This window comes from Synechococcus sp. OH20 (assembly GCF_047502685.1).
Classification (GTDB): domain Bacteria; phylum Cyanobacteriota; class Cyanobacteriia; order Thermostichales; family Thermostichaceae; genus Thermostichus.
On record NZ_JANSIQ010000005.1, the window covers coordinates 1 to 17,210 of the forward strand.

Here is a 17,210-nt window from a genome sequence, read left to right on the forward strand (position 1 = left end):
AAGTTGGTTTGCTAAGTGTTGCTACTGTACCCCTTGATTACTTAACAGGCTGTACCTGCAAAGGCTTGTCTAGATTTGTTAACTACGGTACCCTAACCTGAGTGCGAACCAACCTGTTCATGATCCAACTTCACTTCGGCTTGAGCCACCGCAGTGGGGTTGGATAACAAGGGGTCTGTGCCCCTCATTTTGACATCTTCTTCTCTTGCACTCTAGTGTCAGCCTGTTGGTGTGAGGATGCCCCCAAAATTGACGTTCTCAACTCCCCGCCAGGGAGAGCTGGAGCACAGGGGTGCTGCCGTGAGCCCCCTTTCTCCGCCCGAGATCCCAACGCTTCAGGATCCTTCTGCCTATGAAGGCTGGGACAGGGATCCTGCCGCCCCCTTGAGGCTCCGGTGGGCCGGTTTGGCCCTCTCTCTCAGCTTAACGGGCCTGGTGTGGCTTCTGAAGCTGGAGGCGGATCCCTGCACAGAAGCTTTGGCAGAGCAGATGGCGGATTTGCAGCCGGCCAGGCGCTCAACCGAGGCTGAGACAGCTCAGCCAGAGCCTGGGGATTCAGCGCCGGCGCGGCGGGGTTATCCGGCTTGGGCCACCAGCCTTCTGCTGATGCTGGGCTTGGCTGGGGTCGCTACCCTACAGCAGCGACAACTGCATCGCCACCCTTGGGGATCCCAGGTGGCGGAGCCGATTCCGCCCTCGGTGCACACGCTGTCCGGCGCCCTGCAGCAGAACTACGAGCAAAAAAAAGCCCAACTGCGGCAAGCCTTCGAGGCCGGCCAGATCCCAACCGGGGAAGGGCCTCGAGGCATTCTCAAGCATGAGGTGCAGCCGGGAGAAACCCTCTGGCATCTGACCCAGATGTACCAGCTCGACGCCGCCGCTATCGCCGTCTCCAATGGTATGCAGGCCAGCACGCCACTGCAGCCGGGGCAGAAGTTGCTGATCCCCAGCCAGCCGGGATTGATCTACACCGTCCAGCCAGGAGATACCCTGGAAGACATTGCCAACCGCTACCAAGTTCCGCAGCAGCGGATCATCGAGGCAACCCCCCTGGATCGGCCTGAATATCTGCGCATCGGCCAGCGGCTACTCATCCCCGGCGATGTGGGCGAGCTGATCCGGCGCGAGAAGGAGAGGATCGCCGCCCAGAAGGCCCGCGAAGCGGAAGAGCGCCGCCGCCAGGAAGAGGAAGCCCAACGCCAAGCCGAGGAGCAAGCTCGATTACAGGCCGAGCAGCAGCGCCGGGCCCAGCAGATGCAGCAAGAACGGCAGGCCCTCTTGGCCGGTGGATCCCTGACCCACACGGTGGGAGCCGGTGACACCATCGAGCGGATCGCCGCTCGCTATGGGGTAACGCAGCGGTCGATTATCGAGGCCAACAACCTGCGCAATCCCCACTGGCTACGCATTGGCCAACGCCTGACGATTCCGGCACCGGGCACGCAGCCCCCCCACCCGGCCCCCGCCCGACAAGCCCAGAGACAGACCCAAGCTCGGCCAGCGCCGCCAGCTCCTCCCCGGGCCCGCAGCAGTGGCTTCATCTGGCCGGTTGCCGGGCAAATCACCTCCGGCTTTGGCTACCGTCGCGGTCGCTTCCATGCGGGGGTCGATATTCCCGGCCCGGTGGGATCCCCCATTGTAGCCGTTCAGGAGGGGGAGGTCATTTTTGCCGGCAACGCCGGGGATGGCTACGGCAACCGCGTGGATATTCGCCATCCCAACGGGATCGTTACCCGCTACGCCCACGGCCACCAGATCTACGTATCCCAGGGCCAGTATGTGCAGCAGGGGCAGACGATCATGAGCCGGGGCAATACGGGCCGCAGCACAGGGCCGCACCTGCACTTTGAAGTCCGCCCCGGCGGGGGTGCACCTGTGGATCCCCGCCCCTATCTGCCCTGATCCTATCCCCAAAGAACCTGGGTCGAACAACCAGTTCGGGCATAAATTGCTAGCCTAAAAAAGCAAACTCCAGACCGTAGGAACACGCCGATGCAGTGGGTGAACGCGCTCTCCCAGCTCCCTTCTCTGGAAGCGGCTCTGCGGCAGGTGGTGGAGGAAGCCAAGGCTAAGCTGCAGGCAGCCCAACTGAAGAGCGCCCTGACGCGACAGGTGCAGGCGGTGGGATCCGGCAGCTTGCCGGGGCTGCTCACCGGGTATGTCCCCTCTCAGCCTCTGCGGCCCAACTTGGGGGTTTTGTTTGTGTCGGCGGCCTTTGCCAGCGAGTACATTCGCGTGCTGCCCCTGTTGTCGGAGCTGTTGGAGGTGGACGTTTTGATCGGCTGCTCCGGCGGCGGTATCGTGGGTGGGGGGCATGAAATTGAGGATGGGCCGGCCCTGTCCCTGTCTTTGGCGGTGCTGCCGGATGTAGCCTTGCGCCCTTTTTATTTGCAAGGGGAGCAATTGCCGGACTTGGATGCACCCCCTTCGGCGTGGATCGATCTGGTGGGAGTTGCGCCGCAGACCCAGCCGCACTTTTTGCTCTTGGCGGATGGGTTTTCCTCCCGCATCTCCGAGCTGCTGCAAGGGTTGGATTTTGCCTATCCAGGGGCGGTCAAGGTGGGGGGATTGGCCAGTGGCGGCCGCGGCCCGCGCGGCAATGCTCTGTTCTTGCTGGATGCGCGTACCCCCACACCCCGGCGGGAGCTGTATCGGGTAGGCACAGTGGGGTTGGCCCTTTCCGGCAACGTGGTGCTGGAAGCCGTAGTGGCCCAGGGGTGTCGCCCCATCGGGGATCCCTTGCGCGTCACCGAAGCGGAGGGGAATGTGATCCTCGGCTTAGAGGGGCGTCCTCCTTTGGCGGTCTTACAGGATTTGGCCGAACGGCTCAGCCCATCGGATCAACGCTTGGCCCGCCAAGCTCTCTTTATCGGCCTGCTGATGGACGAGTTCAAATCCGAGCCGACGCCGGGAGATTTTCTCATTCGCGTGATCCTGGGCATCGATCCACGGCTGGGGGCAATGGCCATCGGGGATCGGGTGCGCCCCGGCCAAACGGTGCAATTTCATCTGCGCGATGCCCAGACTTCGGCGGAAGATCTGCAGTGGGCCCTCAGCCGCTATCGTGCCGAGCGCAACCTACAGCAAAGCTACTCCTCAGAGGGCCCCTCGCAACCAAGGCCGGAGCCCTGTGGGGCGTTGATGTTCTCCTGTCTGGGACGAGGCAAGGGGCTGTACGGCACCCCCGACTTTGACTCGCAACGGTTTCGGGAATTGCTGGGGGAGCTACCCCTGGGGGGCTTCTTTTGCAACGGCGAGATCGGCCCAGTTGGGGGATCCACCTTTTTGCACGGCTACACCTCTTGCTTCGGGATCTTCCGGCCCGCCCACTAGACCCCCATCCCGGGAGCCGGTGAAATTGGATAGACTGAGGATCGCTTGTGAACGGCGTAACCGAAGGGTTTTTCATGCAGCTTCATCTCAGCGAGCCACCACTCACTCAAGGGGAATGTGCCCTGGTCTACTGCTTTGCGGCTTCTGGCGGAAATGGCCGCCTACCTCTGCCCCCTGAGATCGCCTCTTGGGATGAAAAGGTGTGGTCGGGTCTGGTGGCGGAAACAGTACAGGAGCAAGGGTTTCAGGGCAAGCCGAACAGCAGTGTTGCCCTGCGCCTGACCGGAGAGCTCCGCAAACTGGTGCTGGTGGGGCTGGGGGATCCCGCTGCCCTGACGCTAGAAGCCCTACGACGGGCCACAGCCAACGGCCTGCGCCAGGCTCATGGCTTAAAAGCCAAGCGGGTGATGCTGTCTTTGCCGGAGACGGGGTTGGATCGGGTACGTGTGGTTCAGGCGGTGGCCGAAGCCTGCCTATTGGTGGCGCACCGGGACAATCGATTTAAATCTTCAGCCAAACAGGAAGAGGAAAACAGCTTTTCTGTGCAGGAGGTAACCCTCTTGGTGCCGGGGTTGGCCCAGGCTCGCCCCGATTACGAAGCCGCGCTGCAGCGGGCTACTGAAATGGCTGCAGGGACGATCTTGGCTCGGGAATTGGTGGCTGCCCCCGCCAACATCGTTACTCCTCTGGCCCTGGCCGATACGGCCCGCCAACTGGCTCAGGAATACGGTCTAGAGGCGGAGATCTTGGGGCAGGAAGAATGTGAAGCTCTGGGGATGGGGGCCTTTCTGGGTGTGGCCAAAGCCTCTGATCTGCCGCCCCGGTTCATCCACCTCACCTACAAGCCGGCACAAGGGGATCCCGTCACCAAATTGGCACTGGTGGGCAAGGGTCTGACCTTCGATTCGGGTGGATTAAACATCAAAACCGACTCCCGCAGCATCGCCATGATGAAAACCGATATGGGGGGAGCAGCGGCGGTTTTGGGGGCTGCGCGGGCCTTGGCCGCCCTCAAGCCTCAAGCGGAGCTGCACTTCATTGTCGCCGCCACGGAAAACATGATCAGCGGCCATGCCATCCATCCGGGGGATATCCTCACCGCTTCCAACCAAAAGACCATCGAGGTTAACAACACCGACGCAGAAGGTCGCCTTACCCTGGCAGATGCACTGGTATTTGCAGAAAAGCTGGGCGTCGATGCCATTCTCGACCTGGCTACCCTGACCGGTGCCTGTGTGGTTGCCCTGGGGGAAGAAATTGCCGGATTGTTCACCCAAGATGAGATGCTGGCCCAGGAGCTGCAGCAAGCTGCCAACCTCTCAGGAGAAAAAATCTGGCGAATGCCGATGGAGGAGGGCTATTTCGAGGGCCTCAGCTCGATTGTGGCCGACATGAAAAACACCGGCCCCCGCTCAGGGGGATCCATCACCGCCGCCCTGTTCCTGAAGCAGTTTGTGGAGAAAACTCCTTGGGCCCACCTGGATATAGCAGGCCCCGTTTGGACAGAGAAGGATGCAGGCTACAACAACAAAGGGGCCACCGGCTATGGGGTGCGCACGCTGGTGGAGTGGGTCTTGGCGCGCAGCTCATAACTCCGCCTTGGGGCCCTGCAAAATCACCAAAATCTCCCGGTTTGCCCTGCGGAGTTTTTGGAATCTACGCTCTTGTCTGGATAGCGAGCGAGATGGGATCTCGCCGCGATGGCCGCCTGCTGGCTGCTTTAGCCGACGTGAGCGGTGGGGTTGACCAGGCCAATTACTTGGGTGTAGGCGCCGCGAGCCTGGGTCACCCCGATGGTGCGCTCGGCTTTTTCGAGCATGGGGCGGCGCAGGCTGACCACCAAAAATTGTGCCTGGCGGGATTGCTGCCAGATCATGTCGGCCAACTTTTCCACGTTGGCCCCATCCAAAAACATGTCCACTTCGTCAAAGGCATAAAAGCTGGAGGGGCGAAACCGTTGCAACGCAAAAATAAAGCTGAGGGCCGTCAAGGATTTTTCTCCGCCCGACATGGCGCTGAGACGACGCACCGGCTTGCCTTTGGGGCGGGCCACCAGGGTCAGACCTCCAGCCAAAGGATCCTCTGGGTTTTCCAATTCCAAGTAGCCCTCGCCCTCGGAAAGCTGGGCAAAGATGGTCTGGAAATGGCTGTTGATGGCATGGAAGGCATCCAAAAACGCTTGGCGGCGCAGAGTAGAAAAGTTCTCGATGCGCAGCAGCAATTCGGTGCGCTCTTGGTGCAGGGTTGCCAGTTTGGCGCTGAGATCCCCTAGGCGGGCTTGGGTCTGTTCATATTCGGCGATGGCCAACATGTTCACCGGCTCCAGGGATCGCAATTGCTCTTCGATTTTGCGTTTTTGCTGCCGCAGCTCGTCTAGGGTCAGGTGGGGGGGCAAGGGGGGAAGGGGATGCGGCAGCGCTTGGGCCGCAGCTTGCAGTTGGGTTTGCAGTTGGGCCAGGATGGCCTCTTTTTCTTGCTGTTGGGTGAGGGCGTTGTAGCGTTCCCATTCCAGGCGTTGGAGCTGCTGCTGTTGGGCGCGCAGTTGAAATTCCTGCCGCTCTCGCTCTTGGCGCAGGTGGGCGAGGCGGGCTTCAATCTGGCCCATCTGTTGCCGTTGCTCGGCAATGTGCTGCTGGATTTGGGCGAGAGTGGCCTGGGCCTGGGCGATTTGCTCTTGAAGTTGGGCCTGACGCCGTTCGCCCTCTTGCAGGCGCTCCTGGTGGTGCTGGATCTGGGCCTGCTTCAGGTGTTGCTGGCTGAGGTTCTCCTGTTGCTGTCGCTCTAGGTGGGCCAGGTGGTGTTGCAGCTCCGCCAGGTGGCTCTCCTGCTGCTGCACTGTCTGCTGCAGTTGCTGCCAGTGCTGGTTGACCGGGGATCCCTCCAGTTGGCTGAGCTTGAGGGTGAGGTCGGCCAGGCGCTGTTGCAAGGGATCCCAGCGGAGTTGAATCTGGTGCAGCCGTTGCTGGATCTGGTGGCTTTCGCTTTGCCATTGCGTCAGGGATCCCTGTAGGTGTTGCAGGCGGGCCTGCTGGTTTTGGCAATCGGCCTGGTGTCGCTCCAGATATTGCCGGGCTTGCAGGGCATCCTGGCGGGCCAGGAGCAGGGTCTGGGCCAGTTGTTTTTCGCGGGCTTGGGCGGCTTTTAGGCGAGGGGTGAGGGCGGCCAGCAGCGCTTCCAGATCGGCCAGGCGGGCGCGCAGGGCTTCCCCTTCCGAGTGTTCGCCGGCAGAAAAATGGATCCCCTGTCGCTGCGGGCTGGTGCCGCCGCTGATGGCCCCTGAGGTTTCCAGCAGCTCCCCTTCCAGGGTGACCATGCGGTGCTGGCCGATGTAGGGCCGGGCCAGCTCCAGGCTCTGGAAAACCAGGGTGGATCCGAGCACAAAGCCAAAAACATCTCGGTAGCGCTCTTCAAAGTGCACCAAACGAATGGCGTAGTCGATCAGACCGTTTAAGTTGAGGGGGGCGGGCGGGCGGGCGGGCGGCAGCTTGTTCAGAGGCAAAAAGGTGGCGCGCCCCAGTTTTTCCCGCTTTAAGAGGTTGATGGCGCTGACGGCGACGCTGTCATCTTCCACCACCACAAAGTGCAGTCGGTTGCCTGCCGCGATCTCCAGCGCCAGTTGATACTGGGGATCCACCTGCCCCAACTGGGCCACCAATCCCAAAACCCCCGGCAGGCGGGCGCTCAGGATGGCCTGGGTGGCGCGGGATCCCTGGGATTCTTGCAGCACTTGGCGGCGGGTCTCCCATTTGTCCAGTTGCCGCTGCTTGGCGTGGAACTCGGCGGCCAGCCGTTCGTGGGTGGCGCGATCCAACTCCAGGTTGGATTGCAGTTGCGCCAGCTCTTGGGCCAGGGCCTGCACCTGGGCTTCCGACTGCCGGCAGGCCTGTTCCAGCTCGGCGGTGAGGGCCAGGTGGGATCCCAGCCACGTCTCGATCTGGGCGATCTCCGTCTGGGTCTCCTGGCTTTGCCGTTCCAGTTGCCGTTGTCGCTCTTGCAGGCGAATTTGCTCCTGCTGCAGAGGCTCCTGTTCGGCGCGGATCTCTTCGAGGTGGCGGGTGAGGTAGCGCTGCTGCTTGACCCAGGCCTCGGCAGATTGGGCCAGGGCCCGCAGTTGTTCGCGGCTTTGCTCCAGGCTGATTCGGGCTTTCTGCACCTGGGCTTGCAGGGATCCCTGGGCTTGGGCCAGTTGCTCCTGTTGGCTTTGCAGGTGTTCCAGCTCTGTCTGCAGGTGCTGCTGTTGGGTTTGGCGCTCCTGCTGCAGGCGCTGCGCTTGCTCGATTTCCTGCTGCCAGGCTGCGATCTGTTGGCTGAGCTGTTGCCGTTGCACTTCGGCGGCAGCGATCTGGGCCTGCAGGTGCAGGTATTCTTCCTCCCCCAGGGCGTGGATGCGGCTTTGCAGCTCGCTCAGGGCGGCTTCGGCCTGCTGCAACTGCTCGCTCAAGGTCTGCACCTGAGCAGTGGCTTGCTCCTGAGCTGCCAAAAGCTGACGAATGGCTGCCTGGGTTGCTTCCACTTGGGCTTGCAAATGCCGCCAGAGCAACACCTGTTGCTGCTGCTCCAGCGTTTGCCACTGCAGCCGCAGTTGCTGGTACTGCTGCGCCTTTTCGCTCTCCTTGAGCAGCCGCTCTCTTTGGGCTTGCCATTCCTGCTCGATGAGCCGGAAGCGCTCAATTTGTTCTCGCACCCCCTCCAGCTTGGCGTTGGCCTGGGCGATCTTGCGGTCGAAGGTGGCCACCCCCGCCAATTCGTCGAGGATCTGCCGCCGCTCCTTGGAGTTCATGGAGATGATGCTGGTAACATCCCCCTGCAAGACAACGTTGTAGCCGTTGGGGTAGATGTGCATCGCCTCCAGTTGCTCGTGCAGCTCGCTCAGGGTGCAGGGCACATCGTTGATGTAGAAGGTGCTGGTGTAGGGCAGGGAGTCGGGATCCTCCCCCTTGCCGGGGCTGACCCGCAGCCGACGGCTGACTTTCCATTCTCTGGGCTGGCCATCTTCTCCCGGCCCCAGATCGAAGGTGACGGAAACGTGGGTCTCCACCCGCCGGTTGCTGTTGAGGCTGCCGGAATGCACCAGATCCGAAAGCCTCTCTGCCCGCATCCCCCGTGAGGAAGACAGCCCCAGCGCAAATAGGATCCCATCCAGGATGTTAGACTTGCCGGAGCCGTTGGGGCCGGAGATGACCGTAAAACCCGGCAACAGGGGCAGCGAGGTCGTGCTGCCAAACGACTTGAATCGGGTCAGCTCGATCCGCTTGATGTACATCCCACCCCATATCTGGTGCAACCAGCAGCATGATAATGGCACCAGGCTAGCACGGGTAGTGCAGCCTGCCCAGCCTCTAAGAAGGCTCAGGATCTGGGCTTGGATCGACGAGCAGATCGGCCTTTTGCAAAAGACGATGCACCTCTGCCTGTAGCTCTGGCCACTTGTAGGTGAGCAGGTTGGGCTTGGGGATGAGCAGCAACTGGTAGCCAGGCTTTAGGTTTGGACAGAGAGGCCGTATGGCCTCCCGCAGGCGACGCCGCAGCCGGTTCCGCCGTACCGCCGATTTGCTCACTTTTTTGCTAACTGCCAACCCCACCTGGCTGGGGATCCCTTCACACCCTGGGGGCATCGGCTGAAACAGAAGGGTCAAGCCCGCACCGGAACGACGCTGCCCCGCTTGGTAAAGCGCCTGGAAAGCTCGCCGATCCCGCAAGCGATAAGGAGCAGGCAGCATGGTGGCGGATCCCACCCTGAACTAAACAAAGGGCCCTGCCCTTAAAGCCGGATCGCGCCTCAAGAAACAGCCAGGCGATAACGCCCCTTGGCCCGCCGCCGCCGCAAGACTTGCCGCCCGGTTGCTGTGCGCATTCTGGCCCGAAACCCAGAGACGCGAATGCGTCTGCGATTGGTGCCACGAAGGGTACGCTGAGTCATGGTGAGAAGCCAACCTCTGAAGCCAACATCACTTGCCAGAGCCGACCAGAGCGAAATTCAGCCTGGGGCGAACAATTCTAGCAGACTCAACGGAAAATAGCTAGATTGGCCAGCCCACGCCGAGCAGCTAAATTGGGAATCCTAAAGCCACTGTCGAGGGAGCAGAGGCTGCTGTTCCTCTTGGGCTTTTGCTGTGTCGCTCTGGGTGTGTGGTGTGGATATCTCCCTGGATCAGCTCTGGAATGAAGCTCTGGGGCATCTACAGGTACAGCTCAGCCGTCCAACTTTTGAGGCTTGGATCAAGACGGCGCGGCCTGAGTCGTTGGTGGACAACCGCCTCACCATCTCGACTCCCAGCGAATGGGCGCGGGGTTGGCTGCAAAAGCACTACGCCTCCACCATCACCGAGGTGGTGCAGCGGGTGGCCGGGATCCCTTTACAGGTGGAGTTTTCGGTTTCCCCCCACGCTTTGGTTGAGGAAGAACCCCCTGCAAAAGCCATTTCCCCAACATTGCCCAGAGCCGGCAGCTTACCTGCCTCCCCCACCCTAGGACTGGAAGTCGGCGGCAGCCTGCCGATGCGAGCGCCGGATCTCAACCCCAAGTATTCCTTCTCACGGTTTGTGGTCGGCCCCAACAACCGCATGGCCCACGCTGCAGCTCTGGCCGTAGCCGACAAGCCTGGGCGCGCCTACAACCCGCTGTTTCTCTGCGGCGGAGTAGGGCTGGGCAAAACCCACCTCATGCAGGCCATCGGCCACTACCAACTGGAGGCGAATCCGCAGGCGAAGGTCTTTTACGTGTCCACCGAGCGCTTTACCAACGATTTAATCGATGCCATCCGGCGAGACAGCATGCAGTCTTTCCGGGAGCACTATCGAGATGTGGATATTTTATTGGTGGACGACATTCAATTTATCGAAGGCAAAGAGTACACCCAAGAGGAGTTTTTCCACACCTTTAATACGCTGCACGAATCGGGCAAACAGATCGTGCTGGCTGCCGACCGATCCCCTCACCTGATCCCTCGTCTGCAGGAGCGGCTCTGTTCTCGGTTTTCGATGGGCTTGATTGCAGAAATTCAATCGCCGGATATCGAGACCCGCATGGCCATCCTTAAGAAAAAAGCCGAGTACGAGGGGATGAATCTACCACCTGAGGTGATCGAATACATTGCCACCACCTACACCAGCAACATTCGCGAGCTGGAAGGCGCCCTCATCCGCGCCGTCGCCTACGTCTCCATTTCTGGCCTGCCGATGAGCGTGGAGACCATTCAACCCATCCTCAATCCACCCAGCGAGCCGAAAGAGATCACCGCCGATATAATTATCGAAGTCATCTGTGAAGAGTTTGGCGTTGACCGGGAGAGCTTATTGGGATCCTCCCGCAAGCGCGACATCAGCCAAGCGCGGCAAATTGCTATGTTCCTGATGCGCCACTACACCCATCTCAGCTTGCCCAAAATTGGCGATTATTTTGGCGGGAAAGACCACACCACCGTTCTCTATAGCTGTGAAAAAGTTCGCCAGTTGCAGCGAGAGAATCTACAATTTGAGCGGCAACTGCAAAAGTTGGCCGAGCGCCTGCGGGTTGTTGCCCACAGCCGAAAGAGCTAGGTTTTCCGTTGTCATTGAGCCGCCCCCGGTTCTCCGCTGTCCCGTTTTCTGTGGAGGATCCCTCTCGAAGCAGCTAGAGTTAAAAACGGGATAGGCGAGGGTTGCAGTTGGTGGAGCGATCTGGCAAAGGGCTTTGCTTGGGTCTGTTGCTCCTCGGGGCTGAGCTGACGCCAGGGTGGCCAGTTTGGGCCAATTCGACGCAAGCAAGTCTTCCAGATCCTGTGCCGGCCCCGCTCTCAGCCGCTTTGGATTTGGGGCTGGAGGGCCAAGTTCTGGAAAATAGCCCGGTGCTGCGCCGCTGGCTGCAAAATCCACCCAATCTCCTGGAAGAAATCCGCAATACCCCTGTCCTGCCCACCCGCCTGCAGGCCGGTTTCGAGTCCTCCTCTCACTGGCGAATCAGCCTGCAGGACTTGCGCCTGGCCGATCGCCTCACCCTCAGCGGTGACTATCGACAATCTTCCGAACATCCAGAAGTGCGCCAGTACGGGTCGGAGATACGCTACTTTCTGGCCCCTATGGGATCCCCTTTCAATCTGGCACCACAACTGGGGTATCGAGCTTTGGAACAGAAAAACCGCAGCCTCAGCGGAGTTAGCTATGGGGCTTTTGCCGTTTTGGCCCTGGCGCCCGAAGCAGCAGATTTGACCGGCAGCTACAGTTGGGTTGCCCCCCAGGAAAAAGGACAAGCCACCCTGGCAGAGATCACCGCTGCCTACGCCATCAGCCCTTCCTTTCGCCTTTCTGCTCGCTATAGCTTGCGCAACTCGACCTTGGCGCAGGAATCCAGCTTTGGCTTTGGCCTGGAGTGGATCCCTTAGTCGCCAAACCCGCTTTGGGCCCTCGGCGTCCTCCCCCCCAGTCCCAAGCATTGGAAGAGGGATTGGGGCCAAGGAACAGGCAGCGCAGAGCACGAGAAACGTCCTGAGCAGCTTCAAATAAAAACACCGCCTGGAGTCAGGATCCCTGACAGTGTTGACAAGGATCGGCAGCGATCAGCAACAAGCAAGCATTGGAAAAGGTTTAAAACCTGGAGCCCTATCTGGGATCGCGGGAACCTCCCGCCCAGGGTGGTGGGCCGCTTGCCGGACGAATCTCGATGACCTCACCGTTCTCGCGGGTGATCCGGTAAGCGTCGAAGTCTTCATCGTCGTACTTCCCCAGCACCGTAACCCGCTCGCCGGGCACCAGTTGGATCTGGCGGTACCAGCTTGGGCCGGCGTCAACAAGCAGTTGGCCCGTTCCATCGTCCAAAATAAACTTGTTGCCGAAAACGCTCGTGATCCGACCGGCAACCAAAACCCCGGTATAACGCTGGAGCTCACGAATAGGAACCTGAGCTTGCACAGGAGAACCCCCACCGCTAGTGCTAGAAAAGTCAGAGCAATATATCCAGGCGCAACCCTCATACAAAGAACCCCGACATTGTTAAAAACTGCCTCGGGTCTAACAATCCAAGAAGAACACGTCAACAAGCTTAAACGCAAATCAAAGATACCTTAACCCTAAATCGCGTCTTTGCTTCCCTAGGGCTCCCTTAACATTTTCGGGGATTTCGCAAGAGCTAAACTTCCTGTCCCAAACTTTTTTGCAAGCACGCTCCTACGGCGTTTAGTCAGCGGCTCCCCTCTCCAGTTCGGGAAGAGCTTTTCTGTCAATGCGGCGCATCGTCAGGGTGGCAATTTCTCTTCCTAAAGTCTCAGCTTTTTCTTCTATGTAGGATGTAAACAACGTGATCTCACCCGCCGTTCTAGTTTGAAGTTTGAGCTCGTAGAGCTTATCCCCATCACTATCGACTTTTTCTATGAGGCTAATACTTTTGACATCCTCGAAGTCAACAAAAGTTTTTCTATTAGACAGCAAATTAATCTGGGTAACTATAACTTTTCTAAGCTGACCATTAATATCAACAGACTCATAGTTTATTATTAAAAATAACATAAAAAGAGGAATTAGACTAATGGATGAAAAGATAATGGCTGCAGAGAATGCATCCATAGATTTTGACGGAAGATCATGGTGGACAACGTTTAAACTTCCCTGGCCTTCGCCTAAGAACTGATTGATTTGCTCACTGGCCCATTGGGCGCGATTATTGCTATCGACCTCCACTCTATCCAAAATCCTTCCACTTGTGAACAGAATTAGGTAGTAGCTATAAGTATAATGCTTATCTCCCTCATCACCTACATACTCTTCAACTTCGGTTTGATGTTCAGCTCCTGTAATTTCCGAGTAGATTTTGTTAGAAGGAGGAAAAATCCTAAGCTTGGGGATGGTTGTAAATTGACAATCCGCCATCCTAACTCCCCTCTTTACACAAGATATCTCTAGGCTATCTACACTAGCAGCCTGAAGAGTGGCAAATGAGAGGAAAGCAGATGCAACAAATATAAGTATAAAAAGCGAAAACCAGTCATTCTGCGAGCGTAATATTAGCCGATCCCTCTTTCTAACAATAGTGCTGGCCATCTTGGGCTACCCTAAACTTACTTATAAACTAGCTCAGTTTTTTCTATTAGTGGTTAAGGACAGTTTAATCTCCGAATTAAGTATCGAAAATGTTAAAGGCCTCAGCAGGTACCGGCAAAACGACCATCGAGTGAAGAAGACGAGATGAAAAGATGAAAAAACGAAGCGGGAACCGCCCAGGGCCCGTGGACGCGGATCCCAAGACTGCCTAAGATGAGTGAGGCATGTAAAGAAAACGCCACATTTCCCCCGTCGGCCCCCAGAACCGAGGAACCCCATGCTGCGACTGGAACACATCAGCAAGATCTACCCCACCGGCGAGGTGCTCAAGGACGTGACCTGGGAGGTCAAGCCCGGGGATCGCATCGGCTTGGTGGGCGTGAATGGGGCTGGCAAAACCACCCAGCTCAAGATCATTTGTGGGCAAGAAGACCCGACCAGCGGCGAGGTGATCCGCCCTGCCAACCTGCGCATCGTCTATCTCAGCCAGGAGTTTGAGGTGGATCCCGCCCGAACGGTGCGAGAGGAGCTGTGGACGGTCTTTCGGGAAGAAAGCCGCATCCAGTCGGAGATGGCCCAGGTCACCGGGCAGATGGAACAGGCGGATCCCGACACCTTAGAGTCCCTTCTGCGCCGTCTGGATCGCCTGCAGCGGCAATTTGAGAGCCTACACGGCTATGAACTGGCGGCCCGCATCGACAAAATCTTGCCGGAAATGGGATTTGAGCCGCAGGATGGGGATCGCCTGGTGAGCGCCTTCAGCGGCGGCTGGCAGATGCGCATCGCCTTGGGCAAGATTCTGCTACAGGAGCCGGATTTGCTGTTGCTGGACGAGCCCACCAACCACCTGGATTTGGAGACCATCGAGTGGCTGGAAAACTACCTCAAGAGCTTGACGATCCCTATGGTGATCGTCTCCCACGACCGCGAGTTTTTGGATCGACTTTGTACCCAAATTGTGGAGACAGAGCGAGGTGTTTCCAGAACCTACCTAGGCAATTATTCTCAATATCTGGCACAAAAAGCTGAGCAACGAGAAGCGCAACAGTCGGCTTACGAGCGACAACAAAAAGAGATCGAAAAGCAACAGGCCTTCATCGATCGCTTTCGGGCCAGCGCCACCCGCAGCACCCAGGCCAAGAGCCGCGAAAAACAACTAGAAAAAATCGCGCGCGTGGAAGCGCCGGTTGGCGATGTGCGCACCCTTAGGTTTCGCTTCCCTCCTGCCCCCCGCAGTGGCCGCGAGGTGGTGAAGATCGAAAACCTAACCCACATTTATGGCGACAAAATTCTATTTTTGGGCGCAGAACTGCTGATCGAACGCGGGGATCGCGTCGCCTTTTTAGGACCCAATGGGGCGGGAAAATCGACGCTGCTCCGCCTTATCACCGGCCTGGAGCAGCCGACCGAGGGATCCGCAAAATTGGGGCCCCACAATGTTATTCCTGCCTACTTTGAGCAAAATCAGGCAGAGGCTTTGGATCTGAACAAAACCGTGATCGATACAATTCATGACGAAGTCCCCGACTGGAACAATGAGGAAGTGCGCACGCTGCTGGGGCGCTTTCTCTTCAGCGGCGACGCTGTTTTTAAGAAAGTAGCAGCTTTGAGTGGGGGAGAAAAAGCCCGCTTGGCCCTGGCAAAAATGCTGCTGCAACCGGCCAATGTGTTGATCCTGGATGAGCCCACCAACCACCTGGATATTCCAGCCAAGGAGATGTTGGAAGAGGCTCTACAGCATTACGACGGCACGGCAATTCTGGTCTCTCACGATCGCTACTTTATCTCAAAAGTGGCCAATAAAATTGTCGAGATCCGCAACGGCGAGTTGGTAGCCTACCAGGGCGATTACCACTACTACTTGGAGAAGATTGCCGAAGAGAAAGAGAGAGCTCGACAAGAGCGGATTGCTGCTGAAAAAGCAGCCAAAGCTGCTGAAAAACGAGCCAAAGAGCGAGAAAAACAAAAAGCCAAAAAAGCAGCTGGCAAAGCTTAAGGAGGGCAGAGTCATGTTCACAGGTTTGGTGCGCAGTCTCGGCACAGCCCAGTTGATCAGTTCTTCACAGCTACGGGTTACTTGCCCAGAGCTACAGCCGCAGTTGGCCTACGGCGATAGCGTGGCGGTGGACGGCCTCTGCCTGACGGTGGTGGAGATTCTGCCCGATGGCTTTTTGGCCGATGTCTCGCCGGAAACGCTGCGCCGCTCGGTTTGGGGCCAGGGATCCCGCCCGCGCACGGTTAACCTCGAACCTTCCCTGCGCGTGGGAGACAAGCTGGGGGGACATTTCGTCAGCGGCCATATCGATGGAGTGGGACAACTGTGGGATCAGGTCGCCAGTGGCAACGCCTGGGAGCTGAGCTTCAAAGTTCCTGCGGAGATTGGGCGCTACATCGTGCCCAAAGGCAGCGTGGCGGTGAACGGCGTGAGCCTGACCATTGCCGAGGCGCGCCAGGGGGGCTGCTGGTTTAAGGTGGCGGTGATCCCGCAGACCTACCGCGAGACCAACCTCTCCCTGCTGCAGGTGGGGGATCCGGTGAACGTGGAGGCGGACATGCTGGGCAAGTATGTGGAAAAATTGTTGGGCCTGGCTCCGCCGGAGAGCGGCATTTCTCTGGAGTTTCTGGCCGAGCACGGCTACGTTTAACGTAAGGTGCGGAATTCCCCACCGTCTATACGGTGGAGATGGATAGCACCCTCTGACTGATTCTGGATGTATTGCTTCACAATTTCTAGGGAGCAAATCATGCCAAAGCCTAGCCCTTCCCAATACACTTTATTGACCGGTATTTTGTTACAAACACTACGTGCAAGTGAATTCTAAAAACTGCGTCAGCGTCGCTTCTTAGTCTGCCATTCTCGATGCTACACTTACTGGGGCTTCGACTAAGTCACAAAAGGTGACTGAAACTGTACTGGTAATCAGGCGGCAGACCTTTCGGCTGTACCCTAACAAAACCCAAGAGCGGGATTTGTTGTCTGCCCGCCGTTTGCACTGCTACCTCTACAACGCTTGCGTTGCTCACCGACGCTATGAGTACCGACGCAACCGCCGGACGGTTACTTACCTTGAGCAGCAGAACCTTCTGCCGGAGTTCAAGCAGGCGTGGCCGGAGTTTGCTCAACTCAACTCCCATTCTCTGCAAGCTACGGTCAAGCGGGTAGATTTTGCCTATCAGCGCTTCTTTCAAGGGCTGAGTAAAAAGCCTAAGTTCAAGTCAATCAAGCGGTACTCCGGCTGGACATATCCCAGCACTTCGGGGTGGAAAGTAGCCAGCAACGGTAAGCACGGTAGGATTACCCTCAATGACCTGGGCCTCACCCTGAGGATGCGGGGCAAAGCCAAGGACTGGGGGAGGCCTACCACGCTAACTATTGTCTACAAGCCAACTTTACGGCAGTGGTATGCTTCGTTCACCGTAGAGGTAGAAGTCCCTCGGCCTAAGTTTGGTTCCCAGTCAGATTTGAAGTATGAATCTATCGTTGCCTACGATTTGGGCGCCGAGACGGCCATAACCCTATATGACGGGAGTGAGTTCTATGAGGTTGCTAATCCTCGGTTTACGCAGAGGAGTGAGGAGAAAATTCGCAAGACCGCCAAACTTAAGCGACGAAAGCGTGCACCCAGGAAGGGAGTGAAGGCTTCTAGGAGATGGAAGAAAATCAACCGGCTAGAGGCCAAGCTCCAAGCCAAAGTTGCCCGTCAGCGTAGAGACTGGCAACACAAGGTTACCTCAAAGATAGCAAGTCGTTATGACATCGGGGTAACTGGTCGCGTTAGCGGGACGGAGTCCTTAAAACTCGACGTCAAGGGCATGACCCATAAAGCTAAGGGTAAAGGGAAGAAGCGCAAGGCCGGACTAAACAAG

General features: G+C 58.1%; 13 protein-coding genes. 8 read left to right on the forward strand and 5 right to left on the reverse strand.

What is annotated here, in order from left to right; genetic code table 11:
• Positions 1–300: 300 nt before the first annotated feature.
• The 3 genes from NW826_RS00925 to NW826_RS00935 all read left to right on the forward strand — a co-directional run bounded on the left by NW826_RS00925 (position 301) and on the right by NW826_RS00935 (position 4,925).
• Positions 301–1,902, forward strand: coding sequence for a LysM peptidoglycan-binding domain-containing protein (locus NW826_RS00925; protein ID WP_414509211.1), 1,602 nt, complete (start codon positions 301–303; stop codon positions 1,900–1,902).
• A gap of 90 nt (positions 1,903–1,992) precedes the next feature.
• Positions 1,993–3,333 carry an FIST N-terminal domain-containing protein gene (locus NW826_RS00930; protein ID WP_414334705.1) on the forward strand — a complete coding sequence of 447 codons (1,341 nt, stop codon included), beginning with the start codon at positions 1,993–1,995 and terminating at the stop codon, positions 3,331–3,333.
• A 74-nt stretch (positions 3,334–3,407) separates the two neighbouring features.
• Positions 3,408–4,925: a leucyl aminopeptidase gene (locus tag NW826_RS00935; RefSeq protein ID WP_414509217.1), complete on the forward strand. Its 1,518-nt coding sequence runs from the start codon at positions 3,408–3,410 to the stop codon at positions 4,923–4,925.
• A 128-nt stretch (positions 4,926–5,053) separates the two neighbouring features.
• On the opposite strand, the gene smc is transcribed toward NW826_RS00935, so the two are convergent.
• From smc to rpmH, 3 genes are all read right to left on the reverse strand, one after another.
• On the reverse strand, positions 5,054–8,596 hold the full coding sequence (gene smc / locus NW826_RS00940; protein WP_414509212.1) for a chromosome segregation protein SMC: 3,543 nt from the start codon (positions 8,594–8,596) through the stop codon (positions 5,054–5,056).
• 76 nt (positions 8,597–8,672) lie between these two features.
• Positions 8,673–9,053 (reverse strand): ribonuclease P protein component, encoded by a 381-nt coding sequence (gene rnpA, locus NW826_RS00945; RefSeq protein ID WP_414509213.1) that lies wholly within the window; start codon positions 9,051–9,053, stop codon positions 8,673–8,675.
• A 59-nt stretch (positions 9,054–9,112) separates the two neighbouring features.
• Positions 9,113–9,253: a 50S ribosomal protein L34 gene (rpmH, locus tag NW826_RS00950; RefSeq protein ID WP_011434477.1), complete on the reverse strand. Its 141-nt coding sequence runs from the start codon at positions 9,251–9,253 to the stop codon at positions 9,113–9,115.
• A 214-nt stretch (positions 9,254–9,467) separates the two neighbouring features.
• On the opposite strand from rpmH, the gene dnaA reads away from it, so the two are divergent.
• Both dnaA and NW826_RS00960 read left to right on the forward strand, forming a co-directional pair.
• Positions 9,468–10,871 (forward strand): chromosomal replication initiator protein DnaA, encoded by a 1,404-nt coding sequence (dnaA, locus tag NW826_RS00955; RefSeq protein ID WP_414349254.1) that lies wholly within the window; start codon positions 9,468–9,470, stop codon positions 10,869–10,871.
• Between the two features lie 221 nt (positions 10,872–11,092).
• A complete protein-coding gene (locus tag NW826_RS00960) occupies positions 11,093–11,692 on the forward strand; it encodes a hypothetical protein (protein ID WP_414509214.1) in 600 nt (199 codons plus the stop codon).
• A 217-nt stretch (positions 11,693–11,909) separates the two neighbouring features.
• On the opposite strand, the gene NW826_RS00965 is transcribed toward NW826_RS00960, so the two are convergent.
• Positions 11,910–12,218, reverse strand: a complete 309-nt coding sequence (locus NW826_RS00965) for an OB-fold nucleic acid binding domain-containing protein (protein WP_414334700.1) — start codon at positions 12,216–12,218, stop codon at positions 11,910–11,912.
• Positions 12,219–12,482: 264 nt separating this feature from the next.
• Positions 12,483–13,343 (reverse strand): hypothetical protein, encoded by an 861-nt coding sequence (locus tag NW826_RS00970; RefSeq protein WP_414509215.1) that lies wholly within the window; start codon positions 13,341–13,343, stop codon positions 12,483–12,485.
• 277 nt (positions 13,344–13,620) lie between these two features.
• Here NW826_RS00970 and NW826_RS00975 point away from each other — a divergent pair, with 277 nt between their 5' ends.
• From NW826_RS00975 to NW826_RS00985, 3 genes are all read left to right on the forward strand, one after another.
• The gene (locus NW826_RS00975; protein ID WP_414337322.1) at positions 13,621–15,339 is read left to right on the forward strand and encodes an ABC-F family ATP-binding cassette domain-containing protein; all 1,719 of its coding nucleotides are present in this window, start codon (positions 13,621–13,623) and stop codon (positions 15,337–15,339) included.
• A gap of 13 nt (positions 15,340–15,352) precedes the next feature.
• The gene (locus tag NW826_RS00980) at positions 15,353–15,988 is read left to right on the forward strand and encodes a riboflavin synthase (protein WP_414337323.1); all 636 of its coding nucleotides are present in this window, start codon (positions 15,353–15,355) and stop codon (positions 15,986–15,988) included.
• A 253-nt stretch (positions 15,989–16,241) separates the two neighbouring features.
• Positions 16,242–17,210, forward strand: a 969-nt coding sequence (locus NW826_RS00985; RefSeq protein ID WP_414509216.1) for an RNA-guided endonuclease InsQ/TnpB family protein, incomplete at its 3' end; no start/stop codon positions are given.